Genomic DNA, 22,383 nt, shown 5'->3' on the forward strand with positions numbered 1-22,383 from the left:
TAAACGTCCGTCGGTCTAGCGACTGATCAGGGTGCCCACGCCCTCGTCGGTCAGAAGCTCCAGCAGCACCGCGTGTTCCACGCGGCCATCGACGATATGCGTGGCATTGACGCCGCTGCGCACCGCATCCAGCGCGCAGCGGATCTTCGGGATCATCCCGCCGTGGATCGTCCCGTCGCGGATCATCTCGTCCACCTGCGGGGCCGACAGCTTGGGCAGTAGTTCCCCGTTGCCGTCCAGTACCCCCGGGGTGTTGGTCAGCAGGAACAGCTTTTCCGCGTCCAGCACCACTGCGAGCTTCTCGGCCGCCGTGTCGGCATTGATGTTGTAGGCCTTGCCCTCTCGATCGAAGCCGATTGGCGCGATCACCGGGATGAAGTCGCTGTCATCCAGTGTATGCACGATCGCCGGGTCCACGCCCTCGACCTCGCCCACGTGCCCCAGGTCCACGGTCGGCTGACCCTCGGACGCGCCGTAGTCGCGCAGCGGGTTTGCGCGGATCATCTGGCCGTCCTTGCCGGTCAGGCCCACCGCGCGCCCGCCGAAGCGGTTGATCAGCGAGACGATCTCCTGATTCACGATCCCGCCGAGCACCATCTGCACCACGTCCATGGTCTCGCGGTCGGTCACGCGCAGGCCGTTGACGAACTCTGTCTGCTTGCCCAGCCGTTCCAGTAGCTGGCCGATCTGCGGCCCCCCGCCATGCACCACCACCGGATTCACACCCACCTGCTTGAGCAGCACGATGTCGCGCGCGAACGAGGCCTTCAGGTGGTCCTCGGTCATGGCGTTGCCGCCGTACTTGATCACGATCGTCTTGCCCGCGAAGCGCTGGATATAGGGCAGCGCCTCGATCAGGACATGGGCTACGGAATGGGCCGTCTGGGTATCCATGGCGTTTCGGTGGTCCGCGCAATAGGGGGCGCAGTTTACCACTGCCAATCGCCTTTCGTGCGGCCACCGCCATGAACATGTATAGCATATACATCGTTTGACGATTCAGTGGCGCCCCGGTATAAAGCTGCATTGTATCTATAACAAAAGGGAGCTTGCGATGCTGCAATCCGTCTCGTTGTTGCTGACGATCCTGCTGGTTGTCCCGGTTACGGCCGTCTTCCTCTGGGCCGCCTTTTCGCGGCCGACCCCGGTCGATGCCGGTGAGCTGGCGGCCCGTTCCTATCGCCTGCGTGACTGGAGCTTCTGGGTTCTGCTGGCCGTGGTCACGCCGGTGTTTCTCTACACCCTGACCTTGATGCCCTACGCCGCCGACGCGGAGGCCGAAGGGGTTCAGACGGTCAACGTGACCGGCCACATGTGGCGCTGGGAGCTGTCGCAGGACGAATTTCGCGTCGGTGAGCCGGTGCAGTTCCGCGTCACCAGCCAGGACGTGAACCACGGGTTCGCCATCTACGACGAGGACATGACCCTGCTGACCCAGACTCAGGCGATGCCGGGCTACACGAACATCCTCGAGTACACCTTCGAGCAGCCGGGTACGTACCAGGTCCTGTGCCTTGAATACTGCGGCGTCGCGCATCATGCGATGGTCGCCGAACTCACCGTCACGGAGTAAACGGTCATGAGTGATACGACGATGGAACCGGCCGTGCCGCGCGGCGCACGCAACGCGGTGATTACCTACCTGGCGACCACGGTGGTCGTGCTGCTGCTGATGATGGTCTTTGGGCTGCTGATGCGTCTGGAACAGGCGGGCATGGACCTGATGGGAGCCGCCGGCTTCTACCAGGTGCTGACGGCGCATGGCGCCGGCATGGTCGGGGCGGTGGCCCTCGGTTCGAGCGCGGTGATGTGGTATTTCCTGCGTCGTCATGTGGAGTTGTCCACCGGCGTGTTCCTGCTCAATCTGGCGCTGTTCCTGCTGGGTGCCGTCCTGATCCTGGGCGGCATCTTCATTGGCGGCTTTGCCGGCGCCTGGACCTTCCTCTACCCGCTGCCGCAGACCCCGATGGGCCTGTGGACGCAGGCCGCCGCGGCGTCGTTCTTCCTCGGGCTGCTGGCAATCGGCGTCGGCTTCTTGCTGCTGTACATCGATATCGCGCGGTCGCTGATCACGAACTATGGCGGGCTGGGCCGCTCGCTCGGTCTTCCGCAGCTGTTCGGTCGGGCGGGTGATCCGCCGCCGCCCGCAGTGGTGGCCAGCACCATGGTGCTGATCGTGAACACCCTCGGCATCGTGGCAGGCGCGGCGATTCTGAGCATGAGCCTGATCAACCTCTACCAGCCGGGGTTCGAGATTGATTCGTTGTGGGCGAAGAACCTGACCTACTTCTTCGGCCACGTGTTCATCAACGCCACGATCTACATGGCGGTCATCGGGGTCTACGAAATCCTGCCCCGTTACACCGGGCGTCCCTGGAAGGTGTCGCGGGTGTTCCTGGCGGCATGGGCGGCTTCTACCGTGATGGTGCTGCTGGTCTACCCGCACCACCTGCTGATGGACTTCTCGCAGCCGACCTCGCTGCACGTGCTGGGGCAGGTGATCTCCTACACGAGTGGTCTGCCGGTACTGCTGGTGACGGCCTGGGGCGCGCTGACCAACGTCTACCGCTCGGGCATCCGCTGGGATATCGCCTCCGGCTTCGTCTTCCTCGGTGTGTTCGGCTGGGCGGCCGGCGTGATCCCGGCCATCATCGACGCGACCATCGTGGTCAACACGGTGATGCACAACACCCTCTGGGTCCCGGGCCACTTCCACTTCTATCTGCTGCTGGGTGTGGTCGCGATGATGTTCGGCTTCATGGCGTGGCTGACCCGTTCGCAGGCGGAGGGCGATGGCTTCTTCGACCGGTTGGGGTTCTGGACCTTTACCGGTGGCGGCCTGGCCCTGGTGGCCGTGTTCCTCTACAGCGGCGCGTCCAGTGTGCCGCGACGTTTCGCCGAGCACCTGCCCGAATGGGCGGCCTATGCCCAGCTGGGTTCGGTTGCCGCGGCTCTGGTGATCCTTGGAACGCTGTTGCTGGCGTTGCGTTTCTTCCTCGGACTGAAGCGGGTGGCGAAGAATGTGGCGTAATGCGATCTACGGGCTGACCATCATCGCCCTCGGGCTGGGTGGTTTTACCACCCTGTCCCTGGCCACCGACGGCTTTCGTGCCTTTACTGCGGAGGAGGCGCGCCGCCTCGCCGCCCGCGAGAATCCGGCGCCGGTGCCTGCGATGACGCTGGAGGATGCGCGGGGTGGGGAGTTGGACCTGGCCGAGCTGGGCGATCGGTATGTGGTACTGGACTTCATCTACACCGGCTGCCACCACGCCTGCACCACGCTGGGGGCAAGCTTCCACCGCATCCAGGAGGCGCTGCCGGAGGATGTGTTGGGCGAGCGCGTAGCCTTGCTCAGCATCACCTTCGATCTCGAGAACGACGATGCCGCGCGCCTGCTCGAGTATGGCGAGCGCTTCTCGGCTAACCCCGAGGCCTGGCATCTCGCACGCCCGAAAACCCGAGAGGACCTGGATCGCCTACTGCGCCACTTCCAGGTGGTGGTGATCCCGGACGGCGAGGACTTCGTGCACAACGGTGCCATTTACGTGGTGGAGCCAGACGCACGCGTGGCCGGGATTCACGACATCGATGCGGTGGACGACGTGCTGGCCTACCTGGAGCCGCGTTGGTGATGCGGCCGTCCACCGTCTGGGCGGGGCCGGCATTGCTGGCAGTACTCGTCCTGACGCCGCTGCGGCCCTGGCTGGAGGCCAGCCTGATCGGACACATGCTGGTGCAGATCCCGCTGCTGGTGCTGGCGGGTGCGCTGATCGCCCGGTCGCTGCCGGAGGCCTGGCGCATCCGGGCTGCGCGCCTGGATGCGTACGGGGTGCTGGGACTGCTTCTGGCGCTCTTCGTTGTTGTCTACTGGCTGTTGCCCCGCAACCTGGATGCGGCCGTACTCGAGGCCGGGGCGGGCTGGATGAAGATCGTGACACTCGTGCTGCTGGCCGGGATACCGCTGGGGTTGACGGCACACCGGCTCCCATTACTGGTGCGGGGCGTGCTGTGGGTCAAGGGTACGGCCATGTTCTTCGTGATGGGCTGGCTCTACCGCGAGGCCCCGGACAGGCTGTGCAATGCGTATCTCCTGGGCGAGCAGTTGATGCTGGGCAACATCATGCTGGGGCTGGGGGCGATCAGCCTCATCGCGATCCTGGCGCTGCTGTTGCTGGGGCCGCCAGAGCGGCACCGGCGGGTGGCCGCTGAGGGTGTCGGTCAGCGTCGCGAGGTGGCGATTTCCTTCGCTGCCGCCACCAGCGCCCGGAACAGGCGCTGATGGCGGCGTTTTTGCGGCAGGTATTCGGGGTGCCACTGTACGCCGATACACCAGCCGTGTTCGGCCTCGATCGCCTGGACGACACCTGTCTCCTCGCGTCCGACGATGCGCATCCCCTGGCCCAGTTGGTCCACCGCCTGATTGTGCAGCGCGTTCACATGGATCGTGCCCGCGCCCAGTATCTCGGCCAGATGGCTGCGGCCATCGAGCAAGACCGGCTTGACCGGCAGCAGACTGCGCGCTTGCGGGGTCTCGACATAGAACTCGGCCAGATCCTGCTGTAGCGTCCCGCCGCGCACCACGTTGACCAGCTGCATCCCGCGACAGATCCCCAGTACAGGACGGTGCTCGTCCAGCGCGCGATGGATCAGCGCCTTCTCCAGCCGGTCACGTTCCACATCCAGCACGCCGCCATGCGACTGGAACAGCCGCCGCAGCAGCCAGAGCGCGGGATAGAAAAGGTACCCGATCAGCCGCTGCGACAGGCGCCGTTCCGCGCCGCGAATGGCCTCGGGGTTCGGGCCCTGAGGCAGCGACTCCCCGTACAGTTCGGGATCGACATCCGCACCGCCCCCGACCACCAGTGCGTCGAACGATTGATGGGGGCGCGGCTTGCCGGGGCGTACGCGCAGGGGTCGACCGCCGGCGCGCCAGACGGCCAGCGCGGTGAACAGCCAGGCGGGGCCTCCGCCCTGGTCGGGTCCGGTGATCGCGACCACCGGACGCCGCGCCGGTCCGGCGTTGCTCATGGTGTCGTACTCAGAACCAGCCACGCAGCTTCCTGGCCCAGTCGTCGGCCCAGCGACCCAGTGCCTGGGTGGGGCGTTCCAGGTATTCACGGCTCATCCGCTGCAGGCGTTCCCGGTCCGCGGCGAGCCGTTCCACTTCGACCCAGCCGTTAAAGGGGTGGGCCAGGCTCCATTCGGGATCGTCGATCTCGCAGTTGGGCAGACGATAGTGGAACGCGGGCCGGGCCTTGACCAGCTCATGTTCGACCGGGGCCGCGTCGATCCGCTCCTGATCCAGTTCGGCAAACAGCGGCAGCATGTCCAGCGGCCGATTACGCGTGGTGTTGTGCGCGAGGTGATGGTCGATCAGTTCCCCCTGGTCCGGCTGGAAGTCCGGGTTCAGGGTCTCGCGGACGAAGGTGCCGGGGAATGCGCGGATGTAGGGCGACAGGCGTCTGGCCAGGTCGATCTCGCCCGCGTTCGTCAGCATCTCGTACAGCAGCAGGAAGGCCCGCAGGACATCGAGGATCCAGGCGGCATCGGTGCTGTGGACCTCGATATTGAGCTGCAGCCCGAACGCGTAGAGCAGCGAACGCTCGGTCCCAAGGGCACCGTCTTCCTGCAGTGCGGCCCGAACGCGATCCAGCCGGGGAAGCGCCGAGGCCGGTATCGGTGGTGCGACGATCTCGTGCGGTACCAGGCGCCCGGCGGCATCGGCCAGCCAGCGGTCGAGCGCCGCCTCGTCGGTGTCGTCGAGCTCTATGCCCAGCCGCCGCAGGTGGCTGCGATACGCCCGGTCCTTCAGTACCCGGGCATCCAGCTCCACCTGGAAATCACCCTGGTCCGTATCGCAGACCCGGGCGACGAACGGGCTTTCACAGCGGACCTGCCCGCCGAACTCGGCGCGGATGGCCTCGGCCATGCGTTCGAGCGAGACGCCGGCCATCTCGATCTCCACGCCGACCTTTCGGGGTGACCCTTCCGGATTGTCTGGCCAGGGCAGATCGTGAAAGCGCTCGGGCATCAGGAATGTCCTTGGGAAGCTGCCGCGCCATGATACCGGTTCGGTGTACCTGCTGTGGGCAAGCCAGTACGATAGGCGCCGGCCGCCAGGGCCGGACCGCAAAGGTACGGGATGGATCGAATCTACCTCAAGGATCTGCGCATTGATGCCGTCGTCGGCGTCTATGATTGGGAGCAGCGCATCCAGCGCCCCCTGCGCTTTGATATCCAGCTAGCTACCGACACGCGCATCGCCGCGCACTCGGGCGAGATCACGGACACGGTCGATTACGAGGCGGTGGCCAATGCCGTGCGCGCGATCGTCACGCGCGAACCCCACGCGCTGCTGGAATCCCTGGCCGAGGAGATCGCGGAGGCCCTGATGGCCGAGTTTCGCACCCCGTGGGTGCGCATCGAGCTGGGCAAGCCCGGCGCGGTCGCCGGTGTGGCCGAGGTCGGCATCGTGGTCGAACGCGGCACCCTGCCAGCCTCCACCTGATCCCTTTGCGTCGGTTCCTGTCCTAGTTCGCCTCGACCCCGGCCGTGCGGCCGGTCACAGATTTATCATTCCTTGACCCAATATGGTGCGTGTGCACTTTTAGTGCGCACCGCTTTTGTGCGTGCTGGCGTCGTTCACCTGCAACAGGTGTTGTGAAAAGCCGATCTGGCTCCGTTTTCCCGATATGGCACGGCCTGTGCAAGGACCGGGTGTCGACTACGCGACACTCGATTGCACAACTGGGAGAACACAATATGAAGAAGTTCACTCGTTCCGCGCTGGCCGCCGCCATCGTCACTGTCGGCTCCACCGGTGGTGTGGCCTTTACCTCTGCTGCCACCGCGGAGCTTTCCGTGAACATTGGGGCGGTTTCCAACTACTACTTCCGCGGCTTTTCCGAAACCGATGATGGCGCCGCAATTCAGGGCGGTATCGACTATGAGCACGAATCCGGCTTCTACGTCGGCACCTGGCTCTCCAACGTCGACTTTGGCGACGACACCAGCTACGAAATGGATCTTTATCTCGGCTTTGCCGACGAGTTCGACAATGGCTTTGGCTACGATGTTGGGTATCTGTATTACGCCTACCCCGATGCGCGCGATGACAGCGGTTCCCTGAGCGCCGACTTCGGCGAAGTCTACGGTGAAGTTTCGTTCGATACCGGGCCCGTTGGTTTGTACGCCGGTATGGCCTATGTCGTGAACGACAGCAGTGATTCCGCGCTCGAGAAAAAGGATATGTACTACTACGCCGGCTTGGATATCCCGTTCATGGATGTCTATAGCGCTGGCTTCCTCGTGGGCCGCACCAACTTCGATGACTCCGATCTCGACAACTACACCCACTACACCGCGAGCCTCACCCGCGATGCGGGCGACTGGGGCGAGTTCAGCTTCAACCTTGAATACGTCGACGAGTCCGACGAGGACGTTGGCGCCTGGGTGGGCTGGACCAAGACGTTCTAAACCCGGCTTTTCCACTCAAGTAACTGCGGGTCCGCCCTCAGGCGGCCCCGCTCAAGGAGTCCGACATGAAGATGATTACCGCCGTGATCAAGCCGTTCAAGCTTGATGATGTCCGCGAGGCGATCTCGGAGATCGGCGTGCAAGGAATGACCATGACCGAAGTAAAGGGTTTTGGTCGTCAGCGCGGCCATACCGAGCTCTATCGCGGCGCCGAGTACGTGGTCGATTTTCTGCCCAAGGTGAAACTGGAAGTGGCTGTCGACGAAAACCTGGTCGATCAGGTGGTCGAGGCCATTTCCAAGTCTGCCAGTACGGGCAAGATCGGCGACGGCAAGATCTTTATCACCCCGGTGGAGCAGGTCGTGCGTATTCGCACGGGCGAGACCGGCCCGGAAGCCCTTTAAGGGTTTTCCCTCTTCCATCGAATGAGGAATTTCAATCATGGAAATTGAACAACAAGTTGTCGAACTCGCCTATGCGATGGACACCTTTTATTTTCTGGTGGCCGGTGCACTGGTGATGTGGATGGCCGCGGGCTTTACCATGCTCGAGGCCGGGATGGTGCGCACCAAGAGTGTCGCCGAAATCGCGACCAAGAATATCGCCCTGTATTCGATCGCCAGCATCATGTACATGCTGATCGGCTACAACATTATGTACGGCGATGGCCTGAGCTCCGTGATCCCGAGCCTGGGCTTCCTGATCACGGGCGACAACGCCGTGGGTGACGTGCTGGGTAGTGATGGCGACATCTACTACTCCGATCGTGCCGACTTCTTCTTCCAGGTCGTGTTCGTGGCGACCGCGATGTCCATCGTCTCGGGTGCCGTAGCCGAACGGATGAAGCTGTGGGCCTTCCTCGCCTTTGCGGTCGTGCTGACCGGCTTCATCTACCCGATCCAGGGCTTCTGGAGCTGGGGCGAAGGCTTCCTCGACCAGATCGGCTACCTCGACTACGCCGGTTCCGGCATCGTCCACTTCACGGGTGCCGCTGCGGCGCTGGCCGGTGTGCTGCTCCTTGGGGCGCGCAAGGGCAAGTACGGCAAGGACGGCCAGATCAACGCGATCCCGGGCTCCAACATGCCGTTGGCCACTCTGGGCGTGCTGATCCTGTGGTTGGGCTGGTTCGGCTTCAATGGCGGCTCCGAGCTGAAGGTCTCGGACATCGAATCCGCCAACGCCGTGGCCGCCGTGTTCGCCAACACCAACCTGGCCGCGGCCGGGGGTGTGATCGCTGCCCTGATCACCACTCGTCTGGTGTTCGGCAAGGCCGATCTGACCATGGCGCTGAACGGCGCGGTCGCGGGCCTGGTGTCCATCACCGCCGAGCCGCTGATGCCCAGCCCGTTCCTGGCGATGATCATCGGTGCCATTGGTGGCGTGATCGTGGTCTTCTCGATCGTCGCGCTGGACAAGCTGAAGATCGACGACCCGGTCGGGGCGATCTCCGCGCACGGTACCGCCGGTATCTGGGGTGTGATGGCAGTGCTGCTGTCCAACCCGGACGCGACGTTCTTCGGCCAGATCGCGGGCCTGCTCGCCATCTTCGCCTTCGTCTTCACGGCTTCCCTGATCGTCTGGGCCATCCTGAAGGCGGTGATGGGCATTCGCCTGAGCGAAGAGGACGAGGACATCGGTGCCGACATCACCGAGTGTGGCCTCGAGGCCTACCCGGAATTCACCGGGAAGCAGTAAACGCTCGAAACGCGAGTAGGGGTTCGGCCCGGAGGGCCGGGCCGAACCCCAAAAGTGTCTCCTCCGACGCCGACAACAACAGTCTCCCAGGACTCAAGGATGTTGGCTTTCAGGGCGCCTCCCCGGCGCCCTCTTTTTTTGCCCCCGCGAAGCCCCGCGGGTTCGGTTACGATTCCGCTTTCGCCTGACCGGAACCGCCAGCATGGATCGCCTGTTCGAAGCACACGAGCTGAAAACGGCCCACTTGGGCCCGCTGGAACTGCAACTCCAGCCCGGCGAACTGGTGCAACTTACCGGTGACTCGGGCTCCGGCAAGTCCCTGCTGTTGCGCGCGCTGGCCGATCTGGACCCGAACACTGGCGAGGTCCGTCTGGCTGGTGCACCCCGCGACTCGATGCCCCCGGTGCAGTGGCGCCGGCAGGTCGCCTATGTGCCGGCCGAGACCGCCTGGTGGAGCGAGCGCGTGGACGAGCACCTACCCGCCGATTTCTCGCGCGAGACGGCGCTGCACCTGCTGGAGCAGGTTGCCCTTCCGGAAGAGTCCCTGCACTGGGAGGTCGAACGCCTCTCCAGCGGCGAGAAGCAGCGCCTGGGCCTGTTGCGCGCATTGCTGAACCAGCCGCGTGTCCTCCTGCTGGACGAGCCCACCGCCAACCTTGATCTGGAAAACACTAGGCGCATCGAACGCGCGGTACGCACATATCTAGCGGAGGAAGAGGCGGCGGCCCTTTGGGTCAGCCATGACACGCTGCAACGCCAGCGCCTCGGTGGACGCATCCTGACCATCAGCAACGGCAAGCTGGAGGCCCCCGCATGGAGCTGATCTCGCTTTCCCCATTCGATCTGAGTCTGGCGGCGCTGCTGGTCGTCGCGCTGGCCGGGGTGACCGTCTGGGCGCGTATGGGGCTGGGGCGCAGCCTGTTGATCGCCGGAGCGCGCACCGTGATCCAGCTGCTGCTGGTCGGGCTGATCCTGCAGACGCTGTTCGACCACGCCCAGCTTGGCTGGGTGGCGCTGATGGCCGTGGTCATGCTGGCGGTGGCCGGCTACGAGGTGATGGCGCGCCAGCAGCGCCGCTTCGCCGGGCTGTGGGGCTACGGGATCGGCACCGTGACCATGTTCATCTCGGCGTTCGCGGTCACGGTGCTGGCGCTGACCACCATGGTCGGCCCGACCCCCTGGTGGGAGCCGCAGTACGCGATCCCGCTACTGGGCATGCTGCTCGGCAACACCATGACCGGCATCGCGCTGGGGCTGGACCGACTAACCCAGACCGTCTGGCGCGAGCGCCGCACCATCGAGGGCCGGCTAGCGATGGGGGCCTCCTGGAGCGAGGCGGTCACGACCATGCGCCGCGAGGCCGCGCGCTCCGGCCTGATGCCGACCATCAACGCCATGGCCGCCGCCGGCATCGTCAGCCTGCCGGGCATGATGACCGGCCAGATCCTGGCCGGCGCCCCGCCAGTGGAGGCCGTGAAGTACCAGATCCTGATCATGTTCCTGATCACCGCCGGTACCGGCTTCGGCACCCTGGGCGCTGTCTGGTTCGCCTCCCGCCGCCTGTTCGACACCCGCGAGCGCCTGCGCCTCGACCGCCTCAAGGCCGGCCGCCACGCCTAGTCACGAGCTCAATGCACCCTGCGGCGTTTGTGGTGCCCGTCATCGCGAGGCGCGCAGCGCCGTGGCGATCTCCGTGGGCGGCCCTGACGCCGGCCGGGGAAGGCGTCGGGGGGTTCGTTGGGAGATTACTCGCTGCGCTCGCCCTTCGGGCCGGCCGGCGGCCGTTCAACGCGCTTCGCGCTTTTGTGCCACGGCCCCTGCGGGGCCTCGCAATGACGGGTTATTGAAGCCCCGTAGGATGCGCTGAGCGCAGCGAACCGCATCGGTCAGATACACGTCCGGGCGGCATTAAGAATCGCGTTTCAGGTCCCGGTAGAAGTTCTCGTGTGTCCCCAGCAGGAGCAGGTGGCGCGTGCGAGGATCGTACTCATAGGCGAGCAGCATCAGTTGCCCGCGTGATTTGAACTTGTAAACCATGACCCCCGCCAGATCCCCTTTCTTGCTGGTACCCAGCTCGGGGTCGCGGATGATGTCGGCGACCGCGTCGTCCACGTCCGCCTTCTGGGCAGGGTGCAGGCGCTTGTAAGCCCGTCGGAATCGGGTGCTTTGCAGCACCTCCAGGTCCGTGGTCATCAGTCGCGCTGGCCTTCGGGGGTGAACGGCGTGGCCAGTTCCCGGCCCTCGGCACGGGCGATCAGGAGTTCACAGATGAAGTCGATGGGCAGGTCGGGATTGTCCATGGCGGTACGCCCGACCTCGGCCCAGAACTCGATCTGGCCGGCGATGGTCCGGTGCTCGGCCTTCGCGTGGGCGCGGGCCTGCTGGTAGAGCGTTTCATCAATGCGGACGGGCAAACTCATGGCCTGCTCCTTTTGCTACAAATGTAGCAATGGTAGCGCGCGCCCGAATTGCCAGCAAGAAAACGCCCGGATTGGTGCACCCTGCGGCGTTTGTGGTGCCCGTCATCGCGAGGCGCGCAGCGCCGTGGCGATCTCCGTGGGCGCCCTGACGCCGGCCGGGGCAGACGTCGGGGGTTTCGTTGGGAGATTACTCGCTGCGCTCGCCCTTCGGGCCGGCCTGCGGCCGTTCAACGCGCTTCGCGCTTTTGTGCCACGGCCCCTGCGGGGCCTCGCAATGACGGGTTATTGAAGGGCCCCGCCAGGGGCCTGGCGCGCGATCAGGCGAACAGCTTGCGACGGAAGAACTCCGGAGTAGCACCGGCGGCGCGGTGGATCGCGGCGTTGTAGTAGTGCGTGACAAACGGCAGCTCCTCGGCTGCCTCTTCGCGCAGGAATGACACCGGGCAGTCCTTCGCGGCGATGGTGCAGGTCCACCAGCCGGAGGGGTAGGTGGCCTGCGGGAAGTGCATCGTCAGGGCGTCGATGAAATTCGCCGCGCGCAGGCTGTCGTGCATCGGGCGGATGATGCTGTCGGTGTGCAGCAGCGGCGATTCGCTCTGCTGCACCAGCAGGCCATCCGCGCCCAGGGCCTTCACGCAGTCCTTGTAGAACGCGGTGGAGAACAGGCCTTCGGCCGGGCCGACCGGGTCGGTGGAGTCGACAATGATCACGTCGATGGAGCCGGGGGCGGCGTCCTTCAGGTACTGCACACCGTCATCGAACAGCAGCTCGGCGCGCGGGTCGTCGTTGGCGTCGCACAGCTCCGGGAAGTACTGTTCGGACAGGCGGGTGACGCGCTCGTCGATATCCACCTGCACGGCGCGCTCGACCTCGTCGTGCTTGAGCACCTCGCGCAGGGTGCCGCAGTCGCCGCCGCCGATGATGACCACGTTCTTCGGGGCGCTGTGCGAGTACAGCACCGGGTGCGACATCATCTCGTGGTAGATAAAGTTGTCGCGGCCGGTGAGCATCACGCAGTCGTCGATCACCATCAGGTTGCCGAAGGCCTCGGTCTCGTAGATCTCGATCTTCTGGTACGGGGTCTGTTCCTCGTGCAGCTTCTGCTTGATGCGCAGGGACAGCGCCATGTCTTCGTGCGGTTCGCTGAACCAGTTGTTGTCGAGTGCCATTGGCGGCTCCCCTTGCCGGTGCGGTGGACGGTATGATGCGCCGCTATGATAGTGCCCTGTATCCTGCGGGCAACTCCGCTCTTCTCGTCATTGCGAGGAACCGTAGGCGACGACGTACAAAAGCAGCGAAGCTGCGTTGAACGGCCGCCGGCCGGCCCGAAGGGCGAGCGTAGCGAGTAATCTCCTGAATGAGGGCAGTGCGCTTGGTTGCCCTGATCGCCCCTGGTGTTCGGGTGGATGATGAAGGCGATTGCCACGTCGCTTCGCTCCTCGCAATGACGGGGCTTTCCTAGCTTTTAAAATCCGGGAATACCATGACCGTCACGCCCTGGAATCTGGATGAGGCCCGCGCCACCTACGGTATCGATCACTGGAACGGTGGCTTCTTCGAGGTGAACGCCGCGGGCCACGTGGCGATGCGCCGTGCGGACTGGCCGGATCACCCCGGCGTGGATCTGTACGAGCTGGCGGGTCGTCTGCGCGAGGAGCATGTGGGTCCGCCGGTGCTGGTGCGATTCCAGGATGTGCTGGACGGCCGGGTGCGCCGCCTGGCGCGGGCCTTCGATACCGCCGCGCGCGAGCTGGAGTACGAAGGTACGTTCACCGCCATCTACCCGATCAAGGTCAACCAGCAGCGCAGCGTGGTGGATCAGATCCTGGCGGCCGGCGATCAGCCGGATGCCGAGGGGCTGACCCCACGCGTGGGGCTGGAGGCCGGCAGCAAGCCGGAGCTGATGGCCGTGCTGGCGCAGTCGCGCCCGGGTGCGGCGATCATCTGCAATGGCTACAAGGACCGCGAATACGTGCGCCTGGCGCTGATCGGCCGGCAGCTCGGGCATCGCGTGTATATCGTGATCGAAAAGCCCTCCGAGCTGGAGGAGGTGATCCGCCAGGCCGAGGCCATGCAGGTCGAGCCGCTGCTGGGCCTGCGCGTGCGCCTGGCCTCAATCGGCAAGGGCAAGTGGCAGAACACCGGTGGCGAGAAGGCCAAGTTCGGCCTGTCCGCGGCGGATGTGCTGGGCATCCTGGAGCGCCTGCGGGGTCTTGGCCGGCTGGACCGGCTGCAACTGCTGCACTTCCACATGGGCTCGCAGATCGCGAACATCCGCGACATCCAGAATGGCATGGGCGAGGCGGCCAGCTACTTCGCCGCGCTGACCGAGGCCGGTGCGGCCCTGCGGGTGGTGGATGTCGGCGGCGGTCTCGGAATCGACTACGAGGGCTCGCGTTCGCGCAACGAGTGCTCCATCAACTATTCGGTGGAGGAGTACGCGCTGAACATCCTGCGCCCGCTCAAGCGCATCTGCGAGGAGCAGGGCCTGGTCATGCCCGAGGTCTTCAGCGAGTCCGGCCGCGCCCTGACCGCGCACCACGCGGTGCTGATCACCAACGTGATCGACTGCGAGCCGGCCCCGGGTGATGGCGACGTCCCGCCCGCCGAGAATGGCGAGCTGCCCGAGATCGCCGCCATGCGCGCCCTGCTGGAGGACGGCGAGCGCCCGGCCTCCGAGATCTACCACGATGCCGCCTACGGCCTGTCCGAGGTGCAGGCACGCTTTGCCCGCGGGATGCTGTCGCTGGCGGACCGTGCCCGCGCCGAGGCGATCTACTTCGCCCTGTGCCAGCGCCTGCTGGCGCGGCCCGAGGCCCTGCCGGCGGAGATCCACGCGGAACTGACCGACAAGCTGGCGGACAAGGTCTTCTGCAACTTCTCCGTGTTCCAGTCGATTCCGGACACCTGGGCGATCAACCAGATCTTCCCGATCATGCCGCTGCACCGGCTGGCCGAGCGGCCCACCCGGCGCGCGGTATTGCAGGACCTGACCTGCGACTCCGATGGCCACATCGAGCACTACGTGGAGCGCGAGGGCACGCATACCACGCTCGCCCTGCACCCGTGGAACGACCGCGAGCCGTACTACCTCGGCATCTTCCTGGTGGGCGCCTACCAGGAGATCCTTGGGGATCTGCACAACCTGTTCGGCGACACGGATACCGTGAACGTTGAGCTGCTGCCCGAGGGCGGGTACCGACTGGTCGACCCGGAACGGGGCGACACCGTCGACGAACTGCTCTCCTATGTGCACTTTGCCCCGGATGACCTGCGCCGCACCTTCCGCGCCAAGATCGACGCCGCCGGCCTGCGTGGCGAGGCCGCGGGCCGGCTGCTGGCGGAGCTGGAACAGGGCCTGACCGGCTACACCTATCTCGAGGACTGAACCCATGCAGTGCTATGTCTACCGCGCGACCCGGCGCGCCGATACCTACGTCTACCTGCCGCAGAAGGACGACTTCTCCGAACTCCCCGATGGCCTGACCCGTGCACTCGGGCGCCTCGAGTTCGCCCTGGAGTTCGAACTGACCCCGGAGCGCAGCCTGGCCCAGGAAGACCCGCAAAAGGTCCTGGCCAACCTCAAGGAGCAGGGCTTTCACCTCCAGCTCCCGCCCCCGGAAGACGAACCCAGCACCTGATCTCCCGCGCGGTCGCCCGCACATGGCGCCGCCAACCCCCTCGAACCGACCCTTGCTCGGGCTATCCCGGACCCTCGAAGCCTCCACACGGTCATCCCGGAAACCGCCAAGCGGTTATCCGGGATCTCATGCGTCGGGGTATTCCCAACCCTTGAGGCCGATCCGGCGCGGGAGATCCCGGCTCTTCGCTGCGCTGCGGCCGGGATGACCGGGGCAGGGTGACTGTGGGCGGGGTAACGAGGTGAATCGGTTGCGGCCGAGGGCGCCGGCTACCGATGCAGGGCAGGTGGTCGATGTGCTGCGCTGGCGGCGCGTGAAGGCGAAGGAGCCTGCGCACAAAACAGGGAAGTCGCAGCGCGGTCACGAATAAGTCTGTATAGTGTCGGCCCTTTTGCCAGTATCCAGAGTTCGTATTCCATGACCGAGAAGCTTCGCAACATCGCCATCATCGCCCACGTTGATCATGGCAAGACCACGCTGGTCGACCAGCTCCTGCGCCAGTCCGGCACGCTTGATGCGCGCGGCGACCACGGCGAGCGGATCATGGATTCGAACGCGATCGAGAAAGAACGCGGGATCACCATCCTGGCCAAGAACACGGCCATCGAATGGCAGGACTACCGCATCAACATCGTCGACACCCCCGGACACGCCGACTTCGGTGGCGAGGTCGAGCGGGTGTTGTCCATGGTCGACTCCGTGCTGCTGCTGGTGGACGCGGTCGACGGCCCGATGCCGCAGACCCGCTTCGTGACCCAGAAGGCCTTCGCGATGGGCTTCAAGCCGATCGTGGTGGTCAACAAGGTCGACCGCCCCGGCGCGCGCCCGGACTGGGCCGTGGACCAGGTGTTCGACCTGTTCGATCGCCTCGGCGCGACCGACGAACAGTTGGACTTCCCCATCGTGTTCGCCTCCGCCCTGAACGGCTTCGCCGGCATGGATTCCAGTGTCACCGAAGGCGACATGACCTGTCTGCTGGAGACGATCGTCGAGCATGTGTCCCCGCCGAACGTCGACGCCGACGGCCCGTTCCAGATGCAGGTCTCCTCGCTGGACTACAACTCCTACCAGGGCCTGATCGGCATCGGCCGCGTGAAGCGCGGGCGCATCAAGCCGAACACCCCGGTCAAGGTGGTAGACCGCGAGGGCAAGGTGCGTAATGGCCGCATGCTGCAGATCATGGGCTTCCATGGCCTGGAGCGTGTCGAGGTCGCGGAGGCCCGCGCCGGCGACATCATTACCTTCACCGGCATGGACGAGCTGTACATCTCCGACACCCTGTGCGACCCGAATAACGTCGAGGCGATGGAACCGCTGACCGTGGACGAGCCGACGGTGACCATGACCTTCCAGGTCAACACCTCGCCGTTCGCCGGGCGCGAAGGCAAGTACGTGACCTCGCGTGTGCTGCGCGACCGCCTGCTGGAAGAGCTCAAGCACAACGTCGCCCTGCGCGTGGAAGAGACCGACGACGCTGACAAGTTCAAGGTCTCCGGGCGTGGCGAACTGCACCTGGGCATCCTGATCGAGAACATGCGCCGCGAAGGCTACGAGCTGGGCGTCTCGCGCCCGGAAGTGGTCATCAAGGAAGTGGACGGCGTTAAGCAGGAGCCCTACGAGGCCGTCACCGTCGACGTCGAGGAACAGCACCAAGGCACGATCATGGAAAAGCTCGGCGAACGCCGGGGCGACATGACCAACATGGTCCCGGACGGCAAGGGCCGCGTGCGCCTGGACTTCATCATCCCGTCGCGCGGGCTGATCGGCTTCCAGACCGAGTTCATGACCGCGACCTCCGGCACCGGCATCCTGCACCACATCTTTGACCACTACGGCCCCTACCAGCCGGGTGCGGTCGCCTCGCGCCAGAACGGCGTGCTGATCGCCAACGCCGCTGGCAAAGCGCTGGGCTTTGCCCTGTTCAACCTGCAGGATCGCGGCAAGCTGTTCATCGGCCCCGGCGACGAGGTCTACGAGGGCATGGTGATCGGCCTGCACTCGCGCGAGAACGACCTGGTCGTCAACGCGCTCAAGGCCAAACAGCTGACCAACATCCGCGCCGCCGGCACGGACGAGAACATCCAGCTGACCCCGCCGATCCGCATGACGCTGGAGCAGGCCATCGAGTTCATCGACGACGATGAACTCGTCGAGGTCACGCCGGAAAACATCCGCATCCGCAAGAAGTTCCTGCTCGAGCACGAACGCAAGAAGGCCGCCCGCGCCGCCTCGGCGTAACGGTCAACGCCAGCGCCTCCTACAAGGGGCAAGGCAATAACAGGCGCCCGGCCGGGTTTACCCGCCGGGCGCTTTTGTTTGGGCATCGGATCGCCGGGGCTTGTTCGGGCTGGCCCGTCGATTTCACCAGCAATCGGACGCGGTACCGTTGGCACCGCGTTCGCCGCGCTCGTTCAGGGTAAGGGTGCCGCACCGGGTGTCACGGCTGGCCTGGACCCCCTGGGGTACGGCCTCGAGCCGGAACGAGGCCCGGTCGACCTCGGCCAGACGGAAACTGTACCGATCCGGCATGCCGCTTTCGGTCATGCAGCCGCGACTGGGCAGGTCGCCCTCGTAGCTCATTTCACGGGTGTAGCGCCGCTCCATCGACTGTGCGGCCTCGGTCAGGCAGCCGGCGGCATTGCCCCGCCAGGTGTTGGTCACATGGTTCTGGTAGGAGGGGTAGGCAATCGCTGCGAGGATGCCCACGACGGCGACCACCACCATTACCTCGATGAGGGTGAACCCGAGACCGCCCCGAGGTACTTTGGGGGTCATGGCTTTCGCTCCAGCTGCACGACTCGGCCGTTAGCGATTGTGGCCCGTACCCGGTCGCCGACCGCCGGACTCGTGTCGCCATGAGTGCGACGATGCTTCGGATGCGGTAGACGCGAATGCAGGCGCAGTCGTTCGCCATTGATGACGACCTGCTTCTGTTCCGGAAGGCTGCGTTCCAGCACGCCTTCAACCGTGCGTTCCTGCTCGACGTAGGCCATCGCGAAGGTCGGGGTCAGACCCAACGCAACCAGCACGCCGATCGCCCGTCGGCGGCCCATCGCGGGGAAGGTTGTTCCCGGTTTGTTCATCCTGTATCTCCTGTTAGCGGAGCTGACGCCAGCTGCGCCAGGTGAAGCCCGGGCGTTCCTCGTCCGGCATCTGCCAGACCTCTCCTCCGGAGCCGACGGGCAGTTTGTATTCGCGATCCCGCCGTTGCTGGTCCTCGACCACCGTTGGCCGCGAGGGAATGCCGACTGGCGAGCGGATTCCGTGGGCGGGCAGGGCGATCGATTCCACGGTGCCATCCTCGTTCTCGACCGGGACTTCCACGAAGCTTTCTTCGCCAAAGCCTTCGCCGCTGAGGTCCCAGGGCGATCGCTCCAGCCGGCCGCCGCTGAAGGCATCGAACTCCATGATCCAGCCGGTCCCGCCACCGGGGTCGCAGGGATCGCTGCTGGGCTCGGGGATCAGGGTGGCAAAGACGACGCGGTCGCCGTGCCGGATCAGGGCATCTTCCACCACCCGTTCGCCCTGAAAACCGAACAGCGGCGAGACAAGATCCATCACCCAGCCGGCGTGGCTGTCCTCCATGGTGTGATCGCTGGTAACGCGCAGATCAAAGCCGAATGCCTGGACCTCGTGCCGGATCGCCTGGACCAGCAGATCGGCGCGCTCGACGATGCCCTCGTCGCGATCTCGTACCCCGTACAGGCTCTGCGTGGAGCTGTTGTCGGGGTTGTTGTCGTCGACCTCGAAATACTGGCCGGTGCCAAAGAACAGGTTCACGTGCCCACTGTCGTCGCGCGCGACCGCTGGACGCGCCGTGATCGGTTGACGGGTGCCGCTCGCATCACGGGCCTGGAATAGCGGTGTAGTCTGGTTGCCGGTAGTGAGGAACCCCGGGGCACCCCACTGCGCGGGACCGTTTCCACCCAGATCCAGACGCCAGAGGTTGCCATTCAGATCCCCGGCGTAGATGCGGTCGATCTTGCGGTCGCCGCTGGTGTCGACGGGTACGGGGCTGAACATGCCGTTGTCTGCGGTGTTGTCCGGGTGGTTCGGTATCCATTCGGACAGCTGTTCGCCGCTCAGGGTGTCGAGAATCAGGATTGAAGCCTGGCCGTTCTCGCTGCCGTAGCCGTTCGGAATCGCGGTGATCCATTGCCCGCTGGCGGCGCGCCCGAGCACGGGGTCGCCGATGACCCGGCCGAGAGAGGACTCGAATGCCTCGTGACGGTGGTCGATCTCCCACAGAACTTCCTGCCGGTCGATATCCAGCGCGAACACGGCGGTTCCACCCGCCCCCTGCGAGGCCACCACGATGCGCCGCCAGCCGGTTCCGTCATGCACGTGACCGAGCCGGGGTGAGCCATCCAGCACATAGCGCCGGTCGTAATCGGGTCTGGAGAGGTCCTGGAAGTCGCCATAGACGGCGTTGGGGACGAGCGCGAAGACCTCGTGTCCGCCTTCCGAGGAGCAGCCACCAATGGGTTCGGGGAGGTTGTCCTGACAGGGGAGTCGGCCGTCGAACGCATGGAACTTGCCGTCGTTCGCGTTGACGGCCACCAGCGGGGCCTGGGCCCTCCAGGAATCGAGCGCGTCACTGTAGGATTCGCCGATGCCCTCAAGGTGCCCATACCCGAAGTCCTGCGCATGCACAAACAGCGGGCGTGAGTTCACGATATCGCCCAGAAGGCGCTGCCGGGGGCGGAACTGGTCTGCGCCAAAACCCTCGTTATCTGACACGCCACGCAGCCAGTCGAGAAGCTGCGGGCCGGTCCCGTCTCCGCCCAGGGCTTCCTGCTGGGTATCAGTGAGTGCCGAGAATTCGAAGGCGACGGTTTCGCCCTGGCTCCAGGTCGGCGAGAAATCATCCGGTTCTTCGCTGGGTGCCCAGGTCAGCAGGTCGCGCCCCGCAGGTGATGGCAGCTGGGCCTCGCCATCCCAGGCTGGGCTCGATTCGATCAGTTCGCCGCCATCCAGGGCGGGGCTGGTCAGCCGAAAGGCCCGCAACTCTCCCGACCAGTCGCTGGAGTCAAAACCGGCCTGGAAGATCGCGGACCCGGCCTGCAGGCTGGTGGAGTTGGCCGCCACGGCAGCGGAGCTGCCGGTCGCCTCCGCGATTACGCCCTCGAAGATCCGCGACATGGCGTCCTGCAGGCCGTCCTCGCTGGCCGCGTCAAAGGCGGAGCCGGTGCCCCCGGATTCGGCCAGAAGGTTCAGCGGGTTCTCCGGCATGTCGTCGTCCAGTTCCTCGATTCCGGGCGGCAGCGCGAAGCCCACGATGTAGGTGTCCACGTCGGTTGTGGCGTGGAAGTCCTCGATCGCGTCGGACGCCTGGCGGATTGCGGTGGCCGGGTCGTCGCCCAGTTCGGTACCGTCGGCCTGCACCGAAGGGAGGCCGTCGGTGACCCAGACCGCGGCGTTGACATCGCAACTGCGCGGGATCTCGGGCGTATCGAGATTCCCCTGATCACTGCCGAAGTGCTCGGTTTGTCCGAGGAAGTAGTCACGCGCGGTGCGCATCGTCCCCTCGAGTGGCGTGAGCCCGGCGGCAATCAGTGGCCAGTCCGGGTCCACCAGCACATTGCCATCGCCGGGTGACCAGTCGTGGCGTTGAGGCTCCAGCTTGCGCTCGATCGCTTCCCAGTGGTCGGGGTCCACGTTGCCGTCGGCGTCGAACCCGCCGATGGGTACATGCAGATAGCCGAGGCCCGGTGAATGGTTGGCGCGCCATTCCGGTTGATTGAGCTGGGAAAAGATCATGTGTTCGCCCCAGTGCGTAACACCGCGCTGGCGCATGCTGTCGGTCAGGGTGCCGAGCAGGTTCAGCGGGATCTGGTTCGAATAAACGGGCTGCCCGCCGAAACCCGTGGCGACATCGCGGTAGCAGTCGAACGGAAATAGGTCGTCCTCGGCGAAGTTTCCGGTGTATTCGCAGAACCAGGTCTCGTCGTGTTCGGGAAAGCCGGTCGCCCCATCCTCCGCCGTGATCCACTGATAGCCGGGCACGGCCACGTTATAAAAGACCCAGACATCGTCGCGCGTGGGGTGGGGCTCGCGGAAGCGCTTGGTATCCGAATCCCATGGGCCCTCGTGGTCCGGATCGTAGAAATCGGGATTCGGCGTGGGGGCGTAGCGCACGTCATGCGGGCGGTGGACCAGACGCCAGAGCACGGTGCCCAGATCGGCTGGGTCGTCTACCGCGCTGATGAAGACGTCGTTGCGGGCGTTGCTGGGCGGATGTTGCTGATAGGCCATCAGTCCCAGGTTGATGCGCCCTCGATACTCGTTGATCAGGTTTTGTCCTACACGTTTGACGATGCTGCCCTTGCTGTCTTCGTAGCGGGCACCGGCCGGGCACGTGTCGGGTTCCAGGTCCTCGCCCGGGGCACACTGATCCCAGTCCATCGCGACCCGGCCCTGGCTCAGGCCCTCCTGCATGCTGTCCGAGTTGTCGAGAATCAGCAGTACGTTGGGCGGCAGGCCTGGCCCGGTGAGGAACAGCGGCTTGTTGGCGACCTGTGCCGTCACGATCGCCGGCATACTGGCTAGCGCGACGCCCAGCGCAGCTGTAACCAGGGTGTGGCGGGTCGCGGCTCGCGGCGTGGAGATTCCTGGCGTCATGGGCATCCTTGCGTCATGCGGTGGCCGAGGGTTAGTGGCGGAAGGTGGCCTGCAGGATCACGACAGCCTCGGGTGATCCGCCCTGCGCGCGCACCGTGATCCGGTAGAGATCCTGGTTGGGCAGGGCTTCGTCTGCGGCGAGTGCATCCACCGGGGGAACTGGCACGGCCTCGATGTAGTAGCGCGGCATCGCGTACAGCCCGAAGCCCTCTGCGTCCGGCGGGGCATAGGCTGTTCCGCCGCCGTTGGCGAGTCGTTCTTCCCAGGCGAGAGGATCGGCTGGTGCGTCCACGGGCTCCGCCGCTGCACCCGGATCAAGATTCATCTGGCCATGCCGCAGGGCAGCCTCGGCGGCCTGAAACGCCAGGTTGCGGTCCAGCATGTTGCCGGTCATCCGCTCCTGCAGAATGGTGTTGCGCATGCCGGTGACGGCGACCAGCGTGATCACCAGCAGCAGTACCAGACCGACGATCAGGGCCGAGCCCTGCTGCCGATGCCGACGGGAAGCGCTTCGAGGTGTCACGTTCATG

General features: G+C 65.3%; 23 protein-coding genes. 13 read left to right on the forward strand and 10 right to left on the reverse strand.

Translation table 11 applies throughout. The features are described from left to right. Window positions 1-15 precede the first annotated feature (15 nt). Window positions 16-894: an acetylglutamate kinase gene (argB, locus tag C936_RS0103175; protein WP_018175158.1), complete on the reverse strand. Its 879-nt coding sequence runs from the start codon at window positions 892-894 to the stop codon at window positions 16-18. Window positions 895-1,054: 160 nt separating this feature from the next. Between argB and C936_RS0103180 the strand changes: the two genes are divergently transcribed. The 4 genes from C936_RS0103180 to C936_RS0103195 are packed head-to-tail and all read left to right on the forward strand — an operon-like array spanning window position 1,055 to window position 4,279. After that, window positions 1,055-1,573 (forward strand): hypothetical protein, encoded by a 519-nt coding sequence (locus tag C936_RS0103180; RefSeq protein ID WP_018175159.1) that lies wholly within the window; start codon window positions 1,055-1,057, stop codon window positions 1,571-1,573. Window positions 1,574-1,579: 6 nt separating this feature from the next. Then, window positions 1,580-3,031 (forward strand): cbb3-type cytochrome c oxidase subunit I, encoded by a 1,452-nt coding sequence (locus C936_RS0103185; RefSeq protein ID WP_018175160.1) that lies wholly within the window; start codon window positions 1,580-1,582, stop codon window positions 3,029-3,031. Further along, window positions 3,021-3,632, forward strand: coding sequence for an SCO family protein (locus C936_RS0103190; RefSeq protein WP_018175161.1), 612 nt, complete (start codon window positions 3,021-3,023; stop codon window positions 3,630-3,632). Before C936_RS0103185 ends, C936_RS0103190 begins: the two co-directional genes overlap by 11 nt. Then, window positions 3,632-4,279 (forward strand): hypothetical protein, encoded by a 648-nt coding sequence (locus C936_RS0103195; protein WP_018175162.1) that lies wholly within the window; start codon window positions 3,632-3,634, stop codon window positions 4,277-4,279. Before C936_RS0103190 ends, C936_RS0103195 begins: the two co-directional genes overlap by 1 nt. On the opposite strand, the gene C936_RS0103200 is transcribed toward C936_RS0103195, so the two are convergent. Together C936_RS0103200 and C936_RS0103205 are read right to left on the reverse strand one after the other, a co-directional pair. After that, on the reverse strand, window positions 4,219-5,028 hold the full coding sequence (locus tag C936_RS0103200; protein ID WP_018175163.1) for a gamma-glutamyl-gamma-aminobutyrate hydrolase family protein: 810 nt from the start codon (window positions 5,026-5,028) through the stop codon (window positions 4,219-4,221). The two genes, C936_RS0103195 and C936_RS0103200, sit on opposite strands and share 61 nt — an antisense overlap. Before the next feature lie 10 nt (window positions 5,029-5,038). Continuing rightward, entirely contained in the window at window positions 5,039-6,031 is a 993-nt protein-coding gene (locus C936_RS0103205) for an amidoligase family protein (protein WP_018175164.1), read from the reverse strand. A gap of 111 nt (window positions 6,032-6,142) precedes the next feature. On the opposite strand from C936_RS0103205, the gene folB reads away from it, so the two are divergent. The 6 genes from folB to fetB all read left to right on the forward strand — a co-directional run bounded on the left by folB (window position 6,143) and on the right by fetB (window position 10,791). Then, a complete protein-coding gene (folB, locus tag C936_RS0103210; RefSeq protein ID WP_018138247.1) occupies window positions 6,143-6,508 on the forward strand; it encodes a dihydroneopterin aldolase in 366 nt (121 codons plus the stop codon). Window positions 6,509-6,762: 254 nt separating this feature from the next. Next, window positions 6,763-7,476 carry a TorF family putative porin gene (locus tag C936_RS0103215; RefSeq protein ID WP_018175165.1) on the forward strand — a complete coding sequence of 238 codons (714 nt, stop codon included), beginning with the start codon at window positions 6,763-6,765 and terminating at the stop codon, window positions 7,474-7,476. A gap of 65 nt (window positions 7,477-7,541) precedes the next feature. Continuing rightward, window positions 7,542-7,880, forward strand: a complete 339-nt coding sequence (locus tag C936_RS0103220) for a P-II family nitrogen regulator (RefSeq protein WP_012981610.1) — start codon at window positions 7,542-7,544, stop codon at window positions 7,878-7,880. A 37-nt stretch (window positions 7,881-7,917) separates the two neighbouring features. Next, window positions 7,918-9,171 (forward strand): ammonium transporter, encoded by a 1,254-nt coding sequence (locus C936_RS0103225; protein ID WP_018138249.1) that lies wholly within the window; start codon window positions 7,918-7,920, stop codon window positions 9,169-9,171. 202 nt (window positions 9,172-9,373) lie between these two features. Further along, window positions 9,374-9,994 carry an ATP-binding cassette domain-containing protein gene (locus C936_RS0103230; protein ID WP_018175166.1) on the forward strand — a complete coding sequence of 207 codons (621 nt, stop codon included), beginning with the start codon at window positions 9,374-9,376 and terminating at the stop codon, window positions 9,992-9,994. After that, on the forward strand, window positions 9,985-10,791 hold the full coding sequence (fetB, locus tag C936_RS0103235; RefSeq protein WP_012981613.1) for an iron export ABC transporter permease subunit FetB: 807 nt from the start codon (window positions 9,985-9,987) through the stop codon (window positions 10,789-10,791). Before C936_RS0103230 ends, fetB begins: the two co-directional genes overlap by 10 nt. A 288-nt stretch (window positions 10,792-11,079) precedes the next feature. On the opposite strand, the gene C936_RS0103240 is transcribed toward fetB, so the two are convergent. The 3 genes from C936_RS0103240 to speE all read right to left on the reverse strand — a co-directional run bounded on the left by C936_RS0103240 (window position 11,080) and on the right by speE (window position 12,760). Beyond that, window positions 11,080-11,364: a type II toxin-antitoxin system RelE/ParE family toxin gene (locus tag C936_RS0103240; protein ID WP_018175167.1), complete on the reverse strand. Its 285-nt coding sequence runs from the start codon at window positions 11,362-11,364 to the stop codon at window positions 11,080-11,082. Beyond that, window positions 11,364-11,591 (reverse strand): ParD-like family protein, encoded by a 228-nt coding sequence (locus C936_RS0103245; RefSeq protein WP_012981615.1) that lies wholly within the window; start codon window positions 11,589-11,591, stop codon window positions 11,364-11,366. The genes C936_RS0103240 and C936_RS0103245 overlap by 1 nt, the downstream gene beginning before the upstream one ends. 317 nt (window positions 11,592-11,908) lie before the next feature. Beyond that, window positions 11,909-12,760 (reverse strand): polyamine aminopropyltransferase, encoded by an 852-nt coding sequence (speE, locus tag C936_RS0103250; protein WP_018175168.1) that lies wholly within the window; start codon window positions 12,758-12,760, stop codon window positions 11,909-11,911. 314 nt (window positions 12,761-13,074) lie between these two features. On the opposite strand from speE, the gene speA reads away from it, so the two are divergent. From speA to typA, 3 genes are all read left to right on the forward strand, one after another. After that, on the forward strand, window positions 13,075-14,979 hold the full coding sequence (gene speA, locus C936_RS0103255) for a biosynthetic arginine decarboxylase (RefSeq protein WP_018175169.1): 1,905 nt from the start codon (window positions 13,075-13,077) through the stop codon (window positions 14,977-14,979). A 4-nt stretch (window positions 14,980-14,983) separates the two neighbouring features. Continuing rightward, window positions 14,984-15,232, forward strand: coding sequence for a YcgL domain-containing protein (locus C936_RS0103260; RefSeq protein WP_018138978.1), 249 nt, complete (start codon window positions 14,984-14,986; stop codon window positions 15,230-15,232). Window positions 15,233-15,649: 417 nt separating this feature from the next. Further along, window positions 15,650-17,470: a translational GTPase TypA gene (gene typA, locus C936_RS0103265; protein ID WP_018175170.1), complete on the forward strand. Its 1,821-nt coding sequence runs from the start codon at window positions 15,650-15,652 to the stop codon at window positions 17,468-17,470. Window positions 17,471-17,593: 123 nt separating this feature from the next. Here the strand turns inward: typA and C936_RS0103270 are convergent, their stop codons facing one another. Genes C936_RS0103270 through C936_RS0103285 form a run of 4 tightly spaced genes read right to left on the reverse strand, consistent with a single transcriptional unit; the run spans window position 17,594 to window position 22,382 of the window. Continuing rightward, window positions 17,594-18,007, reverse strand: coding sequence for a type IV pilin protein (locus C936_RS0103270; protein WP_018649170.1), 414 nt, complete (start codon window positions 18,005-18,007; stop codon window positions 17,594-17,596). Continuing rightward, the gene (locus C936_RS0103275; RefSeq protein ID WP_018649171.1) at window positions 18,004-18,315 is read right to left on the reverse strand and encodes a hypothetical protein; all 312 of its coding nucleotides are present in this window, start codon (window positions 18,313-18,315) and stop codon (window positions 18,004-18,006) included. Before C936_RS0103275 ends, C936_RS0103270 begins: the two co-directional genes overlap by 4 nt. 13 nt (window positions 18,316-18,328) lie before the next feature. After that, window positions 18,329-21,853, reverse strand: coding sequence for a pilus assembly protein (locus C936_RS0103280; RefSeq protein WP_231363209.1), 3,525 nt, complete (start codon window positions 21,851-21,853; stop codon window positions 18,329-18,331). 31 nt (window positions 21,854-21,884) lie between these two features. Next, on the reverse strand, window positions 21,885-22,382 hold the full coding sequence (locus C936_RS0103285) for a PilX N-terminal domain-containing pilus assembly protein (protein ID WP_018649173.1): 498 nt from the start codon (window positions 22,380-22,382) through the stop codon (window positions 21,885-21,887). Between the last annotated feature and the right edge of the window lies 1 nt (window position 22,383).

The sequence above is a fragment of the Thioalkalivibrio sp. ALJ4 genome (assembly GCF_000377225.1).
In the GTDB taxonomy this organism is placed as follows: Bacteria; Pseudomonadota; Gammaproteobacteria; order Ectothiorhodospirales; family Ectothiorhodospiraceae; genus Thioalkalivibrio.

What these genes read in the sequence shown, in the direction of transcription:
- argB (WP_018175158.1), bottom strand. Translation starts at nt 894, where the DNA reads ATGGATACCCAGACGGCCCATTCCGTAGCCCATGTCCTGATCGAGGCG.
- C936_RS0103180 (WP_018175159.1), top strand. Translation starts at nt 1,055, where the DNA reads ATGCTGCAATCCGTCTCGTTGTTGCTGACGATCCTGCTGGTTGTCCCG.
- C936_RS0103185 (WP_018175160.1), top strand. Translation starts at nt 1,580, where the DNA reads ATGAGTGATACGACGATGGAACCGGCCGTGCCGCGCGGCGCACGCAAC.
- C936_RS0103190 (WP_018175161.1), top strand. Translation starts at nt 3,021, where the DNA reads ATGTGGCGTAATGCGATCTACGGGCTGACCATCATCGCCCTCGGGCTG.
- C936_RS0103195 (WP_018175162.1), top strand. Translation starts at nt 3,632, where the DNA reads ATGCGGCCGTCCACCGTCTGGGCGGGGCCGGCATTGCTGGCAGTACTC.
- C936_RS0103200 (WP_018175163.1), bottom strand. Translation starts at nt 5,028, where the DNA reads ATGAGCAACGCCGGACCGGCGCGGCGTCCGGTGGTCGCGATCACCGGA.
- C936_RS0103205 (WP_018175164.1), bottom strand. Translation starts at nt 6,031, where the DNA reads ATGCCCGAGCGCTTTCACGATCTGCCCTGGCCAGACAATCCGGAAGGG.
- folB (WP_018138247.1), top strand. Translation starts at nt 6,143, where the DNA reads ATGGATCGAATCTACCTCAAGGATCTGCGCATTGATGCCGTCGTCGGC.
- C936_RS0103215 (WP_018175165.1), top strand. Translation starts at nt 6,763, where the DNA reads ATGAAGAAGTTCACTCGTTCCGCGCTGGCCGCCGCCATCGTCACTGTC.
- C936_RS0103220 (WP_012981610.1), top strand. Translation starts at nt 7,542, where the DNA reads ATGAAGATGATTACCGCCGTGATCAAGCCGTTCAAGCTTGATGATGTC.
- C936_RS0103225 (WP_018138249.1), top strand. Translation starts at nt 7,918, where the DNA reads ATGGAAATTGAACAACAAGTTGTCGAACTCGCCTATGCGATGGACACC.
- C936_RS0103230 (WP_018175166.1), top strand. Translation starts at nt 9,374, where the DNA reads ATGGATCGCCTGTTCGAAGCACACGAGCTGAAAACGGCCCACTTGGGC.
- fetB (WP_012981613.1), top strand. Translation starts at nt 9,985, where the DNA reads ATGGAGCTGATCTCGCTTTCCCCATTCGATCTGAGTCTGGCGGCGCTG.
- C936_RS0103240 (WP_018175167.1), bottom strand. Translation starts at nt 11,364, where the DNA reads ATGACCACGGACCTGGAGGTGCTGCAAAGCACCCGATTCCGACGGGCT.
- C936_RS0103245 (WP_012981615.1), bottom strand. Translation starts at nt 11,591, where the DNA reads ATGAGTTTGCCCGTCCGCATTGATGAAACGCTCTACCAGCAGGCCCGC.
- speE (WP_018175168.1), bottom strand. Translation starts at nt 12,760, where the DNA reads ATGGCACTCGACAACAACTGGTTCAGCGAACCGCACGAAGACATGGCG.
- speA (WP_018175169.1), top strand. Translation starts at nt 13,075, where the DNA reads ATGACCGTCACGCCCTGGAATCTGGATGAGGCCCGCGCCACCTACGGT.
- C936_RS0103260 (WP_018138978.1), top strand. Translation starts at nt 14,984, where the DNA reads ATGCAGTGCTATGTCTACCGCGCGACCCGGCGCGCCGATACCTACGTC.
- typA (WP_018175170.1), top strand. Translation starts at nt 15,650, where the DNA reads ATGACCGAGAAGCTTCGCAACATCGCCATCATCGCCCACGTTGATCAT.
- C936_RS0103270 (WP_018649170.1), bottom strand. Translation starts at nt 18,007, where the DNA reads ATGACCCCCAAAGTACCTCGGGGCGGTCTCGGGTTCACCCTCATCGAG.
- C936_RS0103275 (WP_018649171.1), bottom strand. Translation starts at nt 18,315, where the DNA reads ATGAACAAACCGGGAACAACCTTCCCCGCGATGGGCCGCCGACGGGCG.
- C936_RS0103280 (WP_231363209.1), bottom strand. Translation starts at nt 21,853, where the DNA reads ATGACGCCAGGAATCTCCACGCCGCGAGCCGCGACCCGCCACACCCTG.
- C936_RS0103285 (WP_018649173.1), bottom strand. Translation starts at nt 22,382, where the DNA reads ATGAACGTGACACCTCGAAGCGCTTCCCGTCGGCATCGGCAGCAGGGC.